Here is a 16521-nt window from a genome sequence, read left to right as displayed (position 1 = left end):
CGTCCCGGAGCACCCCCGGGGCGGGAGCTGCCATGACGGTCCCGCCGACGTCGGATCCCGGGGGAGTCGGGCACGCCGACGGCGGGGACGTCGCCCCGGCCCCTGGGCGTCGGCTCGGCCGGCGCGGGTTCATCGCCGGCGCCGTGGTCGGCGGGTCCGTGGCCACCGCCGCGGTGGTGGGGCGGGTGACCGCCGGCGACGAGCGCGTCGCCGTGGCCGCTCCCGCCGGCAGCACCGTGCTCGCCGGTCGGGGGATCGACCCGACGGGCACGACGGACAGCACGGCGGGCCTGCAGGCGGTGGTGGACGCGGCCGCGGACGGTGCGCGGCTCTGGCTCCCGGACGGCGTGCACCTGGTCGACGGCGTGGTGCTGCGCGCCGGGCAGACGCTGAGCGGCCCGTCGGCTCGCACCTACGCCGGCCGGGCCGGGTCCGGGGCCCGGCTGCGAGCGCGGGCGCCCGGGATGACCGCCCCGGTGCTGACCGTCGGTGCGTTCGGCCGGGTCACCGACATCGCCGTGGAGGGGCAGGGCCGCACCGGTCCCGCCGTCCGGCCGGCGGGGTTCGGGGTCGTGCTGGACCGGGTCACCATGACCGACGGGTCCGTCGGGTACGACGGCGACTACGTCAGCGGGACCGTGCTGACCGGCTGCCAGGTGCACGAGAACGACGTCGGGATCAAGGACGTGGTCGACTCGATGATCGTGTCGTGCACCGTCAACGCCAACGGTTCGGAGGGCATCAGCCTCGGCGCCGGCGCCAACGACAACACCCTGCTCGGCAACAAGGTGGAGTGGAACGACGGGCACGGCATCGACGTCTTCCAGGCCCTGCACAACGTGGTGGTGGGTGGGGTCGTCGACCGCAACGGCAGGACCGGGATCCGGGTCGTGGAGTGCGAGCACACGACCGTGACCGGCGTCGTCCTGCGCCGCAACGGACGCCTCGCGGAGGACTCCCCCGAGGACGACTGCCATCTCTACCAGCGGGACTGCCGGTCGTTCCTGCTGACGGGTGTGGCCACCGGCGCCGGGCGGGACGACGACGACGCCGGGTACCGGTCGCCGTCCGTCGCCGTCCGCGAGGAGGGCGGTGCCGACGTCGGCTACATCGGCAACGAACTGACCGGGCAGACGTCCGGCGTCGCCGTCGCCGGGGCGCAGGGGGCGTCCCGCACCCACAGCATGCTGAACATCGGTGTCGCCGGGGTGCAGGACCTGCCGGGGTCACGGGCGTTCGTCGCCGGCGGGGAGTTCAGCACGCCGGCACTGTCCTCGGGGTCGCTGCCGGTGGCCCTCGGCGGTGTGCCCACCGGGTCGCTCGGCACCGCCTACCGGGTGCGGCTCGTCGCCCGGGACGGCGCCGACGGCAGTCGAGCGGCCGCCGAGACGACGCTGCTGGTCTCCCGGGACGACGGCCCCGCCGCCGTGACGGTCGGCGCTGTGCAGAACGTGGTCGGGACGTCGTTCGGCACGACGGACGGCGTCCTCCAGGTGTCGGCGTCGGTGCAGCCGGACGGGGCCGTGCTGGAGGTGTCGGTGCGCAACACCGGCCCCACGGCCTGGCGCGTCGGGCTGGAGGTGACGTGACCCTCGCCGAGCTCCGGCGGTGGGGGCCGGCGACACGCCGCGCCACGCCGCCCCTGCTGCGTGACCGGCCGAGCGGTCAGGAACGCCTGCTCTACGGCGGGCTCGGCCTGCTGGCCGTCATCGGCCTCCTCTCGCCAGGACGGTTCTCGGCCGTGCCGGCCCAGACCGTCCTGGAGGTGGTCTTCGTCCTCGTCGCCCTGATGGGGATCGGGCGGATGACACCGGCGGGCACGGTGCTGACCGGTGTGGGCGCCGGGTACGTCGTCCTCAAGGCGCTCGTGCTGGTCTTCTTCAGCTCGGCGAGTGCCGTGGACTTCCTCCAGGCGTACAAGGCCTTCGTCTACGTCGCGTTGCTCGGGGCGCTGGTCGGCTCCGGGGTGTTCGACCGGGCGCGGCTGGCCCGGTTCACCACGTTCCTGGTGGTCGTGTTCCTCGTGAAGTACGGGTACTCGGCGGTGCTCGGACTGGCGGACCGTCCCGGCGTGTACCTGGAGAACAACTTCGAGCTGGTCATGCTGCTCGGACTGTTCCTCCTGGCCGACCCCCACCTGGGCAGCCGGCGCGGCTGGGTGCTCGGCGCCCTGGTCGTCATCGTCCTGCTGTCCGGCTCGAGGAGTGCCGCGCTGGGCCTGCTGGTCGTCGTCCTCTTCCTCGACCGCCGCACGGGCCCCCGCGCCTGGCCGCTGCTCGTGGCCCGGGTGGCGCTGGTCGTGGGCGCGGCGGCGGCGGTGTTCCTCGGCCGCGCTCAGTTCGATGCGGGTGCCCGCCTCGACCGGCTCAACTTCCTGGACACGTTCCGCTACGAGGTGCAGGACTGGTCGGTGCTGGAGTGGCTGCTCGGGTCCCCACCGCTGACGCCGCTGACCCCGGGTTCGTGCCAGAGCCTCTCCTACTACACGCCGCTGTTCAGCTCGACCGACCCGGGCGTGTGCTACTCGGTGATCCTGCACTCCTACGTCCTGCGCGTGGTGTTCGACCACGGGCTGCTGGGCATGGTGCTGCTCACCGGGCTGATCTGGTACGGACTGCGCCGCTCGGGCACGGGACGTCGCGAGACGCTGGCACTGCTGACGTTGATCTGGGTCAGCGGGCTGTCCGTCTCGGCCTTCAACAACGTCTTCTCGGCGGTCGTGCTCGCGGTCGCCATGGGCTCGGTCTACGATGAGCAGGTTGCCCGGCGAGGGAGACGGCACCGGCCGTTGCTCCGTGATCGACGTGCGCGCCTGTAGGTGGGGGAGACCCCGGGGTGTGTCGCGGTCGTCGCCGACCGGGCACGCAGACCCGATCCACCTGGACAGGAGCACACCACCGTGGCCGACTACCGCCTCGTCGCCGAGCCCCGCACCGAGTTCGGCAAGGGCAGCGCCCGCCGGACCCGCCGCGAGGGCCGCATCCCCGCCGTCATGTACGGGCACGGCCAGGACGTGATCCACCTGTCGCTGCCCGCCCGCGAGTTCGCCGCGGCGCTGCGCAACGGCGGCGGCAACGCCCTGCTGACCATCGAGCTCGACGGCAAGGACCAGCTGGCCCTCACCAAGGCCGTGCAGCGCGACCCGATCTCCCGCCGGCACGAGCACGTCGACCTCGTCGTCGTCCGCCGCGGTGAGAAGACCACCGTCGACGTCCCGGTGGTCATCACCGGCGAGCCCGCCCCCGACACGATCAGCAACCTGCAGCTGAACACCGTGTCCATCGAGGCCGACGCGACCAACCTGCCCGACTCGATCGAGCTGGACATCACCGGCCGCACCGCCGGCAACAACGTCACCGCCGGCGACCTGCGCCTGCCGGCCGGCTCGACGCTGGTCACCGAGCCCGACCAGCTGGTCATCGGCTTCCTGGGTGCCCCGACCGCCGAGCAGCTCGAGGCCGAGCTGGAGGAGGCCGAGGCCGAGGCCGGCATCGAGCGCGAGGAGTCCGACGCCGACGGCGACGTCGTGCCCGAGCCGTCCGACCAGGGCAGCGGCGAGTCGATGGACTCCGCCGAGAAGTCCTCCTGAGCGACCCCGCTCGATCGTGAGCACCGACCCCGGGGGCCCCGGCACCGCCGGTGCCCCCGGGCCGCTGCCCGACGGGCCCGTCCTGGTGGTCGGGCTCGGCAACCCCGGTCCCGGCTACGCCGGGAACCGGCACAACGTGGGCGCCATGGTGCTCGGCCTGCTGGCCGAGCGGGTGGGCACGAAGCTCTCGCCGGGCAAGGGCCCGCGGGCGCGGTCGGTGTCCGGTGAGGGTCGCCTCGCCGGCCGCAAGGTCGTCCTCGCCCAGCCCACCACCTACATGAACGAGTCCGGTGGCCCGGTCCGCGGCCTGCTCGACTACCACCACCTGGCACCCGAGCAACTGGTCGTCGTGCACGACGAGCTCGACATCCCCTTCGAGGCCGTGCGGCTCAAGCGCGGCGGCGGCGAGGGCGGCCACAACGGGCTGCGGTCGATCACCCGCTCCACCGGCACCAAGGACTACCTCCGGGTGCGGGTGGGCATCGGGCGCCCGCCCGGCCGGCAGGACCCGGCCGACTTCGTGCTCAAGGACTTCTCGTCCACCGAGCGCAAGGTGCTCGACCTGCTCCTCGCCGAGGCCGCGGACGCCGTCGAGGAGCTGCTGGCACACGGCCTGGAAGCCGCCCAGAACGTGGTGCACCCCCGCACCTGACCTGCGAGGACGGGCCACCGAGCCGGCCCGCGTCACCCGCCCGGACGGGTGACGCGGGCGCCGTCCCCCTTGTCGGCGAGCCGGACCCGCGGGGATCGTCGGGTCACGGCCCGACGCAGCGGCACGAGGAGCCCGGTGACCGGGACGTCCCTCCCCACGCACGCTCGCCGGGCGCCTGTCCGACGACCGCGGGGGTGCACGTGCTGCTGGAGCATGCCGGGACCGGCTCGGGAGCCGGCGGGACGCCCGTCCCGTCCCGTTCCGCAGCCCCGGTCCGCGCGGCGCTCCGCCGGCCCCGCCCGGCGTGGGTGCGCTGGTACCTCGCCGGTCTCGGCGCCGCCGACGTGCTCGCCGGTGCCGTCGCGGGTGGACTGGTGGTGCTCACCCGCGACGGCGTCGTCGCCCGGGACTCCACGCTCACCTGGGCAGCGCTCAGCCTGCTGGTCGTGTGGCCGCTGCTGCTGTCGGCGGCCGGCACCTACGACGGCCGGCTCATCGGCACCGGCAGCGACGAGTACCGCCGGGTCCTCCGGGCGGGCCTGCTCGGGCTGGCCACGGTGGGCTTCACCTCCTACGCCTTCGGTCTGGAGCTGAGCCGGTCGCTGGTCGTCGTCGCCGTCCCCGGGCTCACCGCGGTCGGCCTGCTGGTGCGCTACGGCGCCCGCCGGCAGCTGCGCCGGCTGCGGGCGACCGGGCGGTGCACCAAGCGGGTGGTCGTCGTGGGCCGGGGCGGCGCAGCCCTGACACTGGTGCGCCAGCTGGACCGGGAGCGCTTCGCCGGCCTGGAGGTGGTCGCCGCCTGCGTGACGCCCGCCGACCGCGAGCGCTTCCGCCGGCTGGTCGACCTCCCGGTGGGGAGCCTGGACGACGTCGTCGACCTGGCCGCGCGCCTGCGGGCGGACACCATCGCCGTGACCTCGGCCAGCGAGACCGCCGCCGAGTACCTGCGCCGGCTGTCCTGGCAGCTGGAGGGCACCGGCATCGAGCTGCTGGTCGCCCCGGGACTGGTGGAGGTGGCCGGCCCCCGGCTGCACATCCGGCCCTTCGAGGGCCTGCCGCTGCTGTCGGTGGAGGAGCCGCAGTTCACCGGCTGGCGGCGGGTGGTCAAGGGCCTGGTCGACCGCTCGGTCGCCGGGTCGGCCCTGGTGCTGCTGTCACCGCTGCTGCTGGCCGTCGCGCTCACCGTGCGGATGTCCTCACCGGGCCCGGTGTTCTACCGCCAGGAGCGGATCGGCCTGCGCGGGGAGCCGTTCACCATGGTCAAGTTCCGCAGCATGGTGGTCGACGCCGACCAGCAGCTCGCCGGACTGGACGCCGCCAACGAGTCCGACGGCCTGCTGTTCAAGATGCGCGAGGACCCCCGGATCACCCGGGTGGGCCGCTGGATGCGGCGCTTCTCCGTCGACGAGGTCCCGCAGCTGCTCAACGTGCTCGGCGGCTCGATGTCCCTGGTCGGCCCCCGGCCCCCGCTGCCCCGCGAGGTGGCCCGCTACGACGACCAGGTCAGCCGCCGGCTGCTGGTCAAGCCGGGGCTCACCGGGCTGTGGCAGATCTCCGGTCGCAGCGACCTGGCCTGGGAGGACGCCGTCCGGCTGGACCTGCGGTACGTGGAGAACTGGTCGCTGGCGATGGACCTGCTGATCCTGTGGAAGACCGCGCGGGCCGTGCTGTCCAGCTCCGGCGCCTACTGACCGTCGCCCGGCCGCCCGGGTCACCCGCCCGGGTGACGCTGCCGTGCACGCCTGCCGGTCGGCCGCGCCGGCTGCCGATGACCAGGGTGACCGGCCCGAGGGTGGCCGGCGCGCCCGCCCGCGGGCGCCGGCGGTACCGACGATCGGCAAGGTCAGGAGGTGGCGGTGTACACCTCCGTCCGCGACCTCCCGGGGGGACCCCCGCCGCCGGGACGCAGCACCACCCGCGTGGGCGGCACGGTCGTCGCCCTCGGCACGGTCAGCCTGCTCACCGACGTCTCCTCGGAGATGGTCACCGCCGTGCTGCCGCTCTACCTGACCATGGCGCTCGGGCTGTCCCCGCTGGCCTTCGGCGTGCTGGACGGCCTCTACCAGGGCGTCACGGTGCTGGTGCGCCTGCTCGGCGGGTACGTCGCCGACCGCTTCGCCCGGCCGAAGGTGACCGCCCAGGTCGGCTACGGGCTGTCCGCGGTGTGCAAGCTCGGGCTGCTGGCGGTGTCCTCGCCCACCGGCATCGGCGCGGTCCTGGCCGTCGACCGCACCGGCAAGGGCCTGCGGACGGCGCCGCGGGACGCGTTGATCGCAGCGGCGGTGCCCGAGGAGCTGCTGGGGCGCGCGTTCGGTGTCCACCGCGCGATGGACACCGCCGGTGCACTGCTGGGCCCGCTGGTCGCGTTCGCGCTGCTGCTGTACCTGCCCGACGACTACGACAGCGTCTTCCTCACCAGCGCCGCCTTCGCCGCGGCCGGCTGCACGGTGCTGTGGGCCTTCGTCCGGGAACGGCCCGCCGTGGCCGGCGCCGTCGCCGTCCGGCTGCGGTCGCTGGCCGGGCTGGTCCGCGACGTGTCGCTGCGGCGGGTGGCCCTGGCCGCCCTGGCCCTGGGCGCGCTGACGGTCAGCGACGGCTTCCTCTACCTCCTGCTCCGCGACCGCGACGCGGTCAGCGCCACGGCGTTCCCGCTGCTGTTCGTGGGTACCGCGGTCGCCTACCTCGTGCTCGCCGTCCCGTTGGGCCGGCTGGCCGACCGGGTCGGCCGCGTGCCGGTGCTCGTCGGCGGCCACGGGGCGCTGCTGCTCTGCTACGCCGCCCTGCGGTGGGGCGCCGGTCTGCCCGGTCCGGCCCTGCTCGTGCTGGTGCTCGGCGCGCTGGGCGTCTACTACGCGGCGACCGACGGTGTGTTGGCCGCGCTCGCCGCATCGCTGACCCCCGCCCCGCTGCGCGGGTCCGGGATCGCGCTGGTCCAGACGGCCCTCGCCGCGGGCCGGCTCGTCTCGGCGGTCCTCTTCGGCCTGCTCTGGTCGGCGCTGGACCAGGACACCGCGATGACCGTCTTCGTCGCCGCCCTCGTCGCCGGCCTGCCCGTGACCTGGCGTCTGCTGCGCGACGCCGAGAACGGGACGCGCCGGGCACCGGTGGCCTCCGGTGGCTGAGCGGCCCGATCGGACCACGCGCACCCGCCCGGACCTCCGGGGCACCGACGCGGGGCCGGGACGCGCCCGGGTGGTCGCCGTCGTCGTGGTGCTGGTGCTGCTGCTGGCCGGCACCGGCGGGTACCTCGCGTGGAGCCGGTCGGCGCAGGTCCGGGCCGCCGCCTCGGCGGCCGACGCCGAGGCGGGCCGCACCCGGCTGGCGGTCGACGACGTGCTCGCCGTCCCGCACCTGGTGGTGCGCAACACCGAGCCCGGGCCCAGCTACGGCAAGATCGCGCTGGTGCCGGTGTCCGACCCGGCCGGCCCGCGGGCGATCGTCGACCTCGCGTGCGCCCGGGTCGCGGCCTCGCCGCGGGCCGGCCTGTGCCTGCAGGAGGTGCCGGGGCTGGTGACCACCTACCGCTCGATCCTCCTCGATGCCTCGATGCGCGTGGTGTCCACGACCGAGCTCGGGGGCATCCCCAGCCGGGCCCGGATGTCCGCCGCGGGCAGCTGGGCCGCGTCCACGGTGTTCGTCACCGGGCACGCCTACACCGATGCCCAGTTCAGCACCCGGACCGTCCTCACCGACGTGCCGACCGGCCGCGAGCTCCCGGACCTCGAGCAGTGGGTCACCACCCGTGACGGGGTGCCGGTGACCGCGGTGGACCGCAACTACTGGGGCGTCAGCTTCATCGGCGACGGCCCCGGCTTCTACGCCACGCTGGGCACCGGTGGACGCCGGCTGCTGGTCCGGGGCGACGCCTCGACCCGCACGATGCAGGTGGTGGCCGACGACGGCGCCTGCCCGTCGGTCTCGCCGGACGCCGCGCACGTGGTCTACAAGCAGCAGGACGCCCAGTCCGGCAGCGACCGCTTCGTCGCGTGGTCGGCGGACTCGGGCCGGCTCACCGCGCTGCCGGAGGGCCGCGTGGTCGACGACCAGGTCGCCTGGCTGGACGCGGACACGGTGGCCTACGCCGTCGGCCGGGGGGTGGCCGCCACCGTCGACTCCGACGTCTGGGCCGCCCCGATCGACGGCCGTCCCGCGACGCGCCTCGTGCCGGACGCCTCGTCGCCGTCGGTCGTCGTCCCCGCGCGGGACTGATCGCCCACCCTCACTGCTGCCCGCGCGCGGGAGTCGAGCGGCACCCGTCCGGGGGGATCTCGGGCCCAGGACCTGCCACAACGGGTGAACCCGTGTCCACTGCGCTTCTCACCGGCCCCCCGGCTGCCGTCTCATGGGCGAGTCGACTGCGTTCCGTGGTCGACAGGTAGGACACCACGCTCCGTGACCCCACGTCCCGGGCGTCCATGGGCTGACCGGCAGGGCCGGCAGCCAGGGGGAGAGCTCGATGACCGCGGTCCCGCACGTGTACCCGCTCGGCGGGGTCCAGCCCCGGCGTGGACCTGCGACGGTCCGGCGCGCCCTGGCCGCGCTCGCGGTCACCCTGACGGCGATGGTCGGGCTGACGTTCGCCTCCCCGCCCGCCGCCCGGGCGGCCGTCGACCTGTGCGCGCTCCCGCTGACCAACCCCGTCGCCTGCGAGAACACCAAGCCCGGCACCGAGGCGTGGAAGATCACCCCGGACACCAGCATCGAGGGCTTCACCGCCGACATGAGCACGAACGTCGGTGGCCGCGTCGACTTCAAGGTGCGCACCGACTCCACGAGCTACCGCATCGACGTCTACCGGCTGGGCTGGTACGCCGACCGCGGCGGGCGGCTGATCACCTCGCTGAGCCCCAGCGTGCCGCTGCCGCAGACCCAGCCCGACTGCGTGCGCGTGCCCGCCACCGGCATGGTCGACTGCGGGAACTGGGCCGTGTCGGCCAGCTGGACGGTGCCGACCACGGCGGTGTCCGGCGTCTACACCGCCGTCCTGCACCGGCTGGACACCGACGCCCAGAACTCGGTCACCTTCGTCGTGCGCGACGACGCCGGCGCCTCCGACGTGGTGTTCCAGACATCGGACACGACCTGGCAGGCCTACAACACCTGGGGCGGCGCGAGCCTGTACGGCGGCAACGGCCCCGGTGCCGCCGGTCGCGCCTACGCCGTCAGCTACAACCGCCCGCTCGCCCCGTCGGAGTCCGCCGGCCAGGTGCTCTACGCCGAGTACCCGATGATCCGGTTCCTGGAGAGCAACGGCTACGACGTCTCCTACGTCAGCGGCATCGACACCGACCGCGACGGCGCCCGGCTCATCACGCACCAGCTGTTCCTGTCCGTCGGCCACGACGAGTACTGGTCGGGGGCCCAGCGCTCCCACGTGGAGGCCGCCAAGGCCGCCGGGGTCGACCTGGCCTTCCTCAGCGGCAACGAGATGTGGTGGAAGGTCCGCTGGGAGGACTCCGTCGCCGGCGCCCCGACCCCGTACCGGTCGATGGTGGTGCGCAAGGAGAGCCTGGACGGCGCCCGCGCCGACGCCAGCGTGCCGTGGACGGGCACGTTCCGCGACCAGCGTTTCGGCTCGGGCTCGACCCCGGAGAACGCCCTGATCGGCCAGCAGTTCAAGGTCAACGGCAACGGGTTCGGTTCCCGCCGCGACGCCCTGTCGGTGCCGGCGGAGTTCGGGGCCATGCGGCTGTGGCGCAACACCGCGGTCGCGGCCCAGCCGGCCGGCCAGACGTACACGTTCGGGGCCGGGACCCTGGGCTACGAGTGGGACGCCGACTACGACAACGGCTTCCGCCCGGCCGGGCTGGCGCACCTGTCGGAGACGACGGTGCAGATCGCCGAGGCCGACGTGCTGCAGAACGACTACGGCACCTCCTACGCCCCGGGCACCGCGCGGCACAACCTCAGCCTCTACCGCGACCAGGCCAGCGGCGCGCTGGTGTTCGGCGCCGGCACCGTGCAGTGGTCCTGGGGCCTGGACGACGACCACAGCGGCGACGGCCAGGTGGCCAACACCCCGATGCGCCAGGCCACGGTCAACGTGTTCGCCGACATGGGCGTGCAGCCGAGCACCCTCGCCGGGGACCTGTCGCGGGCCTCGGCCAGCACCGACACCACCGCACCGACGGTCACGATCAGCTCGCCCCGCACCCAGGACACGATCACGGTGGGCAGCCCGGTGACCGTCAGCGGCACCGCGACCGACATCGGCGGCGGCGCCGTCGCCGGCGTCGAGGTCTCGGTCGACGGCGGCACCACCTGGCACCCGGCCACCGGCCGGGCCACCTGGTCCTACACCTACACGCCCACCACCTCCGGCGCCCTGTCGGTGAGGGTGCGTGCGGTCGACGACAGCACCAACCTGTCCGCGCCGGTCGGCGTCAGTGGTTCCGTCGGCGCCCGCACCTGCCCGTGCACCGTCTTCGCCACCGCCGCGGTGCCCACGACCACCGCCGCCGACGACGCCACCCCCCTGGAGCTCGGCATGCCGTTCTCCATGACGACGTCCGGCTACGTCACCGGCGTCCGCTTCTACAAGGGCGCGGGCAACACCGGCACCCACACCGGCTCGCTGTGGTCGACCGGTGGCCAGCGGCTGGCCACCGGCACCTTCACCGGTGAGACGGCGTCGGGCTGGCAGACGCTGATCTTCGCCACCCCGGTGGCGATCACGGCCGGGACGACCTACGTCGCCTCCTACTACGCCCCGGTCGGCCGGTACGCCGCCGACGCGGGCTACTTCGCCACGTCCGGCGTGACCAACGAGCCGCTCGCGGTGGCCCCGGACGGCGCTGGTTCCCCCGCCGGGGTCTTCAACGCCGGCGGCTCGGCGTTCCCGACGGCCAGCTACGGCAGCACCAACTACTGGGTCGACCCGATCGTGACCACGGTCGAGCCCACCGACACCCTGCCGCCGACCGCCGGCCCGTCCGCACCGCCGGCGGGGGCGTCCAGCGTGGCGCGCACCGGCCCGGTGAGCGTCGCGCTCAGCGAGTCGGTGCAGCCCACCAGCGTCGCGATGCAGCTCACCGACCCCGCCGGCAGCACGCTGGCCGGCACGGTCGGCTACGACGACACCACCCGGACGGCGACCTTCACGCCGACCGAGCAGCTCGCCGCGGGCACCGCCTACACGGCCACCCTGCTCAGCGCCCGCGACCGCGCCGGCAACGCGCTCACCGCCCCGGTGAGCTGGACGTTCACCACCATGAAGGCCCCGGCCGTCGCCGGTGCCTGCCCGTGCAGCGTGTGGGACGACACCGCCGTGCCGGCCGTGACCAGCGCCGACGACCGGGCCGCGGTCGAGCTCGGCATGCGGTTCACCGTGGAGTCCGACGGCGTCGTCGCCGGCGTCCGGTTCTACAAGGGCGCGGGCAACACCGGCACGCACACCGGCACGCTGTGGTCGGCCACCGGGACGGAGCTGGCCACCGCCACCGCCACCGCGGAGTCGACCACCGGCTGGCAGACCATCACCTTCGGCAGCCCCGTGCGGGTCACCGCGGGCACGACGTACGTCGTCAGCTACCACACCGACGCCGGCGGCTACTCGGTGACGGCCGGTGGTCTCACCGCGCCGGTGGTCTCCGGTCCGATCACCGTGCAGGGCAGCGGCGTGTACGCCTACGGCCCGCGCAGCTTCCCGGCCCGGGACGGCGGGGGAAGCAACTACTGGGTCGACGTCACCTTCACCTCCGACGCCGACACCACCGCCCCGGTCGTCACCAGCGCCACCCCGGGTCCGGGCGCGACCAGCGTCCGGGTGGGCCGCACGCTCTCGGTGACCCTGTCCGAGCCGGTCAGCGGCGCGCGCCTCACCCTGAGCCAGGGCGGCACCCCGGTCGACGGTGCGGTCACCTCCAGCACGTCGGGCCGCAGCGTGATCCTCACGCCGAGCTCCGCGCTGACCGCCGCCACCTCCTACACCGCGACCCTCAGCGGGGCCAGGGACGCGGCCGGCAACACGCTGGCCGCCCCGTACACCTGGTCGTTCACCACGTCGGGCCCCACGGTCTGCCCCTGCACGCTGCTGTCGGACGAGACGCCGGCCACCGCCGCCGTCGACGAGAGCGCCGGCGTGGAGCTGGGTGTCCGGCTGCGCACGGACATCGCCGGCTACATCAGCGGCGTGCGCTTCTACAAGGGTGCGGGCAACACCGGCACCCACACCGGCTCGCTGTGGACCGACGGCGGCGCGCTGCTGGCCACCGGCACGTTCACCAACGAGACGGCGACCGGCTGGCAGCAGCTGAGCTTCGACCGGCCGGTGGCGGTCACCGCCGCGACGACCTACGTCGTCTCCTACTACGCGCCCAACGGGCACTACTCGGCCAGCCCCGGCGCCTTCACCAGCGCGCTGGACAACGCCCCGCTGCGCGCGGTGGCCGACGTGGCCGACGACCACAACGGCGTGTTCTCCTACGGCGCTGCCTCGAGCTTCCCGGTGTCCTCCTACGGCTCGACCAGCTACTCCGTCGACGCCGTGTTCCAGACGACCGCGGTGACCGACACGGTGGCACCGACGCTCACCGGCACCTACCCGGCGACGGGCGCGGCGTCGGTGACGGTGACCGACCCGGTCGAGTTCACCTTCGACGAGCCGGTGCAGGCCGCCTCGGCCACGATCACCGTCAGCACCGGGACGGGCACCGCGGTGACCGGTGCGACCTCGCTGGTCGGCACCGCCACGCTGCGCTTCCAGCCCGACGCGGCGCTGCCGGCCGGCGCCCAGGTGACGGCGACGGTGTCCGGGGTGCGCGACACCGCCGGCAACCAGCTGGCGACCACCGGGTCGACGAGCTTCACCACCGCGGCCACCGCCACGGCCGCCTGCCCCTGCTCGCTGTTCCTGCCCTCGGCGGTCCCGGCCATCGCCTCGGCCACCGACGGCTCGGCGGTGGAACTGGGCATGCGCTTCAGCTCCGACACCTCCGGTTACGTGACCGGCGTCCGCTTCTACAAGGGAGCGGCCAACACCGGCACCCACACCGGCTCGCTGTGGAGCGCCGACGGCACCCGGTTGGCGACCGCCACCTTCGGCGCCGAGACGTCCTCGGGCTGGCAGACCGTGCAGTTCGCCTCGCCGGTGCCCGTCACCGCCGGGACGACCTACGTGGTCAGCTACCACACCACCGTGGGCCGGTACTCCTACGACCGGGACGCCTTCGCCGCCGGCTCGCTGACCCGCGGGCCGCTGACGGCGCCGCAGGCGACGAGCAGCGTGCCCAACGGCGTCTACTCCTACGGCTCGGCGTCGACCTTCCCGGTCTCCGGCGGGGCCACCAACTACTGGGTCGACCCGGTGTTCTCCCTGGTCGGTGACACCACCGCGCCGACGGTCACCGGCACCACCCCGGCCGCCGGCGCCACCGGGGTCGCGGGGACCGTCGCCCCCAGCGCCACGTTCTCCGAGCCGGTCGACCCGTCGTCGGTCGTCCTCACCCTGACCGGCCCCGGCGGGCCGGTGGCCGGCGCGGTCACCCTCAGCGGCGCCGTGGCCACGTTCACCCCAGCCGCGGCGCTGGGCTCGGTCGCCGGCCACACGGCCACGGCCACGGCGAGGGACGTCGCGGGCAACGCCATGGCCACGCCCGTGAGCTGGACGTTCACCACCTCCGACACCGCACCCCCGGTGGTCACCGCGGTCGCGGCCACGGCCACCGCCACGTCGGCCACTATCACCTGGACGACCGACGAGCCGGCCTCCTCGACCGTGCAGTCCGGCACGTCACCGACCGTGCTCGGCAGCACGACGACCGGTCCCGGCGGGGTGCTCGCGCACAGCGTCACCGTGACCGGGCTCGTCCCCGGGACGGCGTACTCCTACCGGGTCGTCTCGGCCGACGCCGCGGGCAACAGCAGCACCTCCCCGGCGGTGGGCGCCCCGGCGGCCACGGTCAGCACCCGGACCGACCTGGCGCTGGGCGCCACCGCCACCGCCAGCTCCTCCGACGAGGTCGCGCCGCGGGGCCGGGCCAAGGCGGTGGACGGCGTGTTCACGTCGACCTCGACCTCGGCCGGCTGGAGCAGCACCAGCAGCCTGACCACGAACCACACCGAGTGGTTCCAGGTCGACCTGGGCGCCGCCAGGTCGGTGGACGAGGTCGTGCTGTGGCCGCGCACGGACGGCACGAACGCCGGGTACGGGTACCCGGTCGACTCCACCGTCGCGACCTCGGTGGACGGCACCACCTGGGCGACGGTCTCGACCGTCACCGGTGCGGCGCTGCCGACGACCGCGCAGCGCGCCACCTTCGCGAGCCGGACCGCCCGCTACGTGAAGGTGACCGGGACGTCGCTGCGGGCCAACCCGGCCGACAGCGGCTCCTACCGGATGCAGTTCGCCGAGGTCGGCGTCTTCGGCAACGGGGCCACCCCGGACACCACCGCGCCGACGGTCACCGTGGTCAGCCCCCGGGCGGCCTCCACCGGCGCACCGCTGACCGTGGCCCCGACGGCGACGTTCTCCGAGCCGGTCGCCCCGGCGACGCTGACCATGACCATGACCGGGCCCTCCGGCACGGCGGTGGCCGGCACGGCGACCGTGGACGCCGCGGGCACCGCCGCCACGTTCACGCCGTCCTCGGCCCTGGTCACCGGCACCAGCTACACGGTGACCGTGCGCACGGTGCAGGACCGGGCCGGCAACGCCCTCGCTGCCGCGTACACGTGGTCGTTCAGCACGCCGGTCGACCTGGCGCTGTCCAGGACGGTCACCGCCAGCTCCTCCAGCGAGGTCGCGCCGTGGGGCCGGGCCAGGGCGGTCGACGGGGTGCTCACCTCGACGTCGTCCTCGGCCGGCTGGCGCAGCAGCAACAGCCTGACCACGAACCACACCGAGTGGTTCCAGGTCGACCTGGGGGCGGCCCGGTCGGTCAACGAGGTGACCGTGTGGCCGCGCACCGACGGGGCCAACGCGGGCTACGGCTACCCGGTCGACTTCACCATCGCGACCTCGGTCGACGGCACGACGTGGACGACGGTGGCCTCGGTCACCGGCGCCCCGATCCCGACCGGCGTGCAGCGCACCACGTTCGCCAACCGGACAGCGCGCTACGTCAAGGTCACCGGCACGTCACTGCGGGCCAACCCGTCCGACGGCGGTTCCTACCGGATGGCGTTCGCCGAGCTGGCCGTCTACGGCGACGGCAGCACCCCGGACACCACCGCGCCGACGGTCACCGCCGTCTCCCCGACGGCCGGTGCCACCGGCGTGGCCACCTCGGTGACCCCGGTCGTGACCTTCTCCGAGCCGGTGACCGCGGCCACGGTGACACTGACCGGGCCGGCCGGTGCCGTGACCGGCAGCGTGGCGCTGGGCGCGGACAAGCGGACCGCGACCTTCACCCCGGCCGCGGCGCTCGCCGGGTCGACCACGTACACGCTGGCCGTCCCGGCAGCGACCGACCTCGCCGGGAACGCCCTGGCCGCGGCGTCCAGCGGCACCTTCTCCACGGTGACGCCGCCGTGCCCGTGCAGCCTGTTCGGCAGCGCGGACGTGCCGCCGACCGCTGCGGTGACCGCCACGACGGCCACCGAGCGGGGCATGAAGTTCAGCTCGCTCACCGGTGGCTGGGTCACCGCCGTCCGCTTCCACAAGGGCACCGGGGCCACCGGCGTGCACACCGGGTCGGTGTGGACCACGGGCGGCCAGCGGCTGGCCACGGTGCGGTTCAGCGACGAGACGGCGACCGGCTGGCAGACCGCGACCCTCGCGCAGCCGGTGCAGGTGACGGCGGGCACCACCTACGTGGTCAGCTACACCGCTCCGGCCGGCCGCTGGTCGGAGACGCCGTCGTACTTCGCCACGGCGAGGAGCAGCGGCAACCTGAGCAGCCCGGCCACGTCCGCCACCGCCAACGGCGTCTCGGGCGCCGCCGGTGCCTACCCGTCGACCAGCGGCAGCGGCGCCAACTACTGGGTCGACGTCGTGCTGGTGACCTCGGCCCCGGCCGGCGCCGCCCCGGACACGACCGCACCGGTGCTCACCGGCTACGGGCCCACCGGCACCGGCGTGTCCGCGACGTCCGACGTCACGTTCCAGGTCAGCGAGCAGCTGGCGAGCACGGGGACCGCGACGCTCACCTCGCCCAGCGGCTCCACGGTGTCCGCCGCGTACTCGTTCGACGCCGCCACCCTGACCGGCCGCCTGAACCCCTGGTTCTTCCTGTCCGGCCGGACGACGTACACGGTGACGGTGTCCGGCCAGCGGGACGCCGCCGGGAACACGCTCGCGCCGGTGACCTGGACGTTCACCACCGCCTGACCGGGTCCGCTC

General features: G+C 74.5%; 8 protein-coding genes. All 8 read left to right on the top strand.

From position 1 onward, the window contains the following. The first annotated feature begins 32 nt into the window (after positions 1-32). Positions 33-1589 (top strand): right-handed parallel beta-helix repeat-containing protein, encoded by a 1557-nt coding sequence (locus G1H19_RS16695; RefSeq protein ID WP_152730876.1) that lies wholly within the window; start codon positions 33-35, stop codon positions 1587-1589. Further along, entirely contained in the window at positions 1586-2818 is a 1233-nt protein-coding gene (locus G1H19_RS16690; protein WP_152730877.1) for a hypothetical protein, read from the top strand. Before G1H19_RS16695 ends, G1H19_RS16690 begins: the two co-directional genes overlap by 4 nt. A gap of 81 nt (positions 2819-2899) precedes the next feature. Next, positions 2900-3589 (top strand): 50S ribosomal protein L25/general stress protein Ctc, encoded by a 690-nt coding sequence (locus G1H19_RS16685; protein ID WP_162393053.1) that lies wholly within the window; start codon positions 2900-2902, stop codon positions 3587-3589. 16 nt (positions 3590-3605) lie between these two features. Then, positions 3606-4241, top strand: a complete 636-nt coding sequence (gene pth / locus G1H19_RS16680) for an aminoacyl-tRNA hydrolase (protein ID WP_235928144.1) — start codon at positions 3606-3608, stop codon at positions 4239-4241. A gap of 308 nt (positions 4242-4549) precedes the next feature. After that, on the top strand, positions 4550-5932 hold the full coding sequence (locus tag G1H19_RS16675) for a sugar transferase (RefSeq protein WP_162393054.1): 1383 nt from the start codon (positions 4550-4552) through the stop codon (positions 5930-5932). A 165-nt stretch (positions 5933-6097) separates the two neighbouring features. After that, positions 6098-7363, top strand: coding sequence for an MFS transporter (locus G1H19_RS16670; protein WP_202925919.1), 1266 nt, complete (start codon positions 6098-6100; stop codon positions 7361-7363). Continuing rightward, the gene (locus tag G1H19_RS16665; protein ID WP_152730878.1) at positions 7356-8450 is read left to right on the top strand and encodes a TolB-like translocation protein; all 1095 of its coding nucleotides are present in this window, start codon (positions 7356-7358) and stop codon (positions 8448-8450) included. The genes G1H19_RS16670 and G1H19_RS16665 overlap by 8 nt, the downstream gene beginning before the upstream one ends. A 247-nt stretch (positions 8451-8697) precedes the next feature. Continuing rightward, positions 8698-16509, top strand: a complete 7812-nt coding sequence (locus G1H19_RS16660) for a DUF4082 domain-containing protein (RefSeq protein WP_152730879.1) — start codon at positions 8698-8700, stop codon at positions 16507-16509. Positions 16510-16521: the final 12 nt, after the last annotated feature.

The organism is Goekera deserti (assembly GCF_010685995.1).
GTDB classification, from domain to species: domain Bacteria; phylum Actinomycetota; class Actinomycetes; order Mycobacteriales; family Geodermatophilaceae; genus Goekera; species Goekera deserti.
Note: the sequence above shows the minus strand (reverse complement) of the source record. Positions and strands in the feature narration are given on the sequence as shown.

Excerpts from the sequence above, each read along its gene's own strand:
- G1H19_RS16660 (WP_152730879.1), top strand. The coding sequence starts at position 8,698 with ATGACCGCGGTCCCGCACGTGTACCCGCTCGGCGGGGTCCAGCCCCGG.
- G1H19_RS16695 (WP_152730876.1), top strand. The coding sequence starts at position 33 with ATGACGGTCCCGCCGACGTCGGATCCCGGGGGAGTCGGGCACGCCGAC.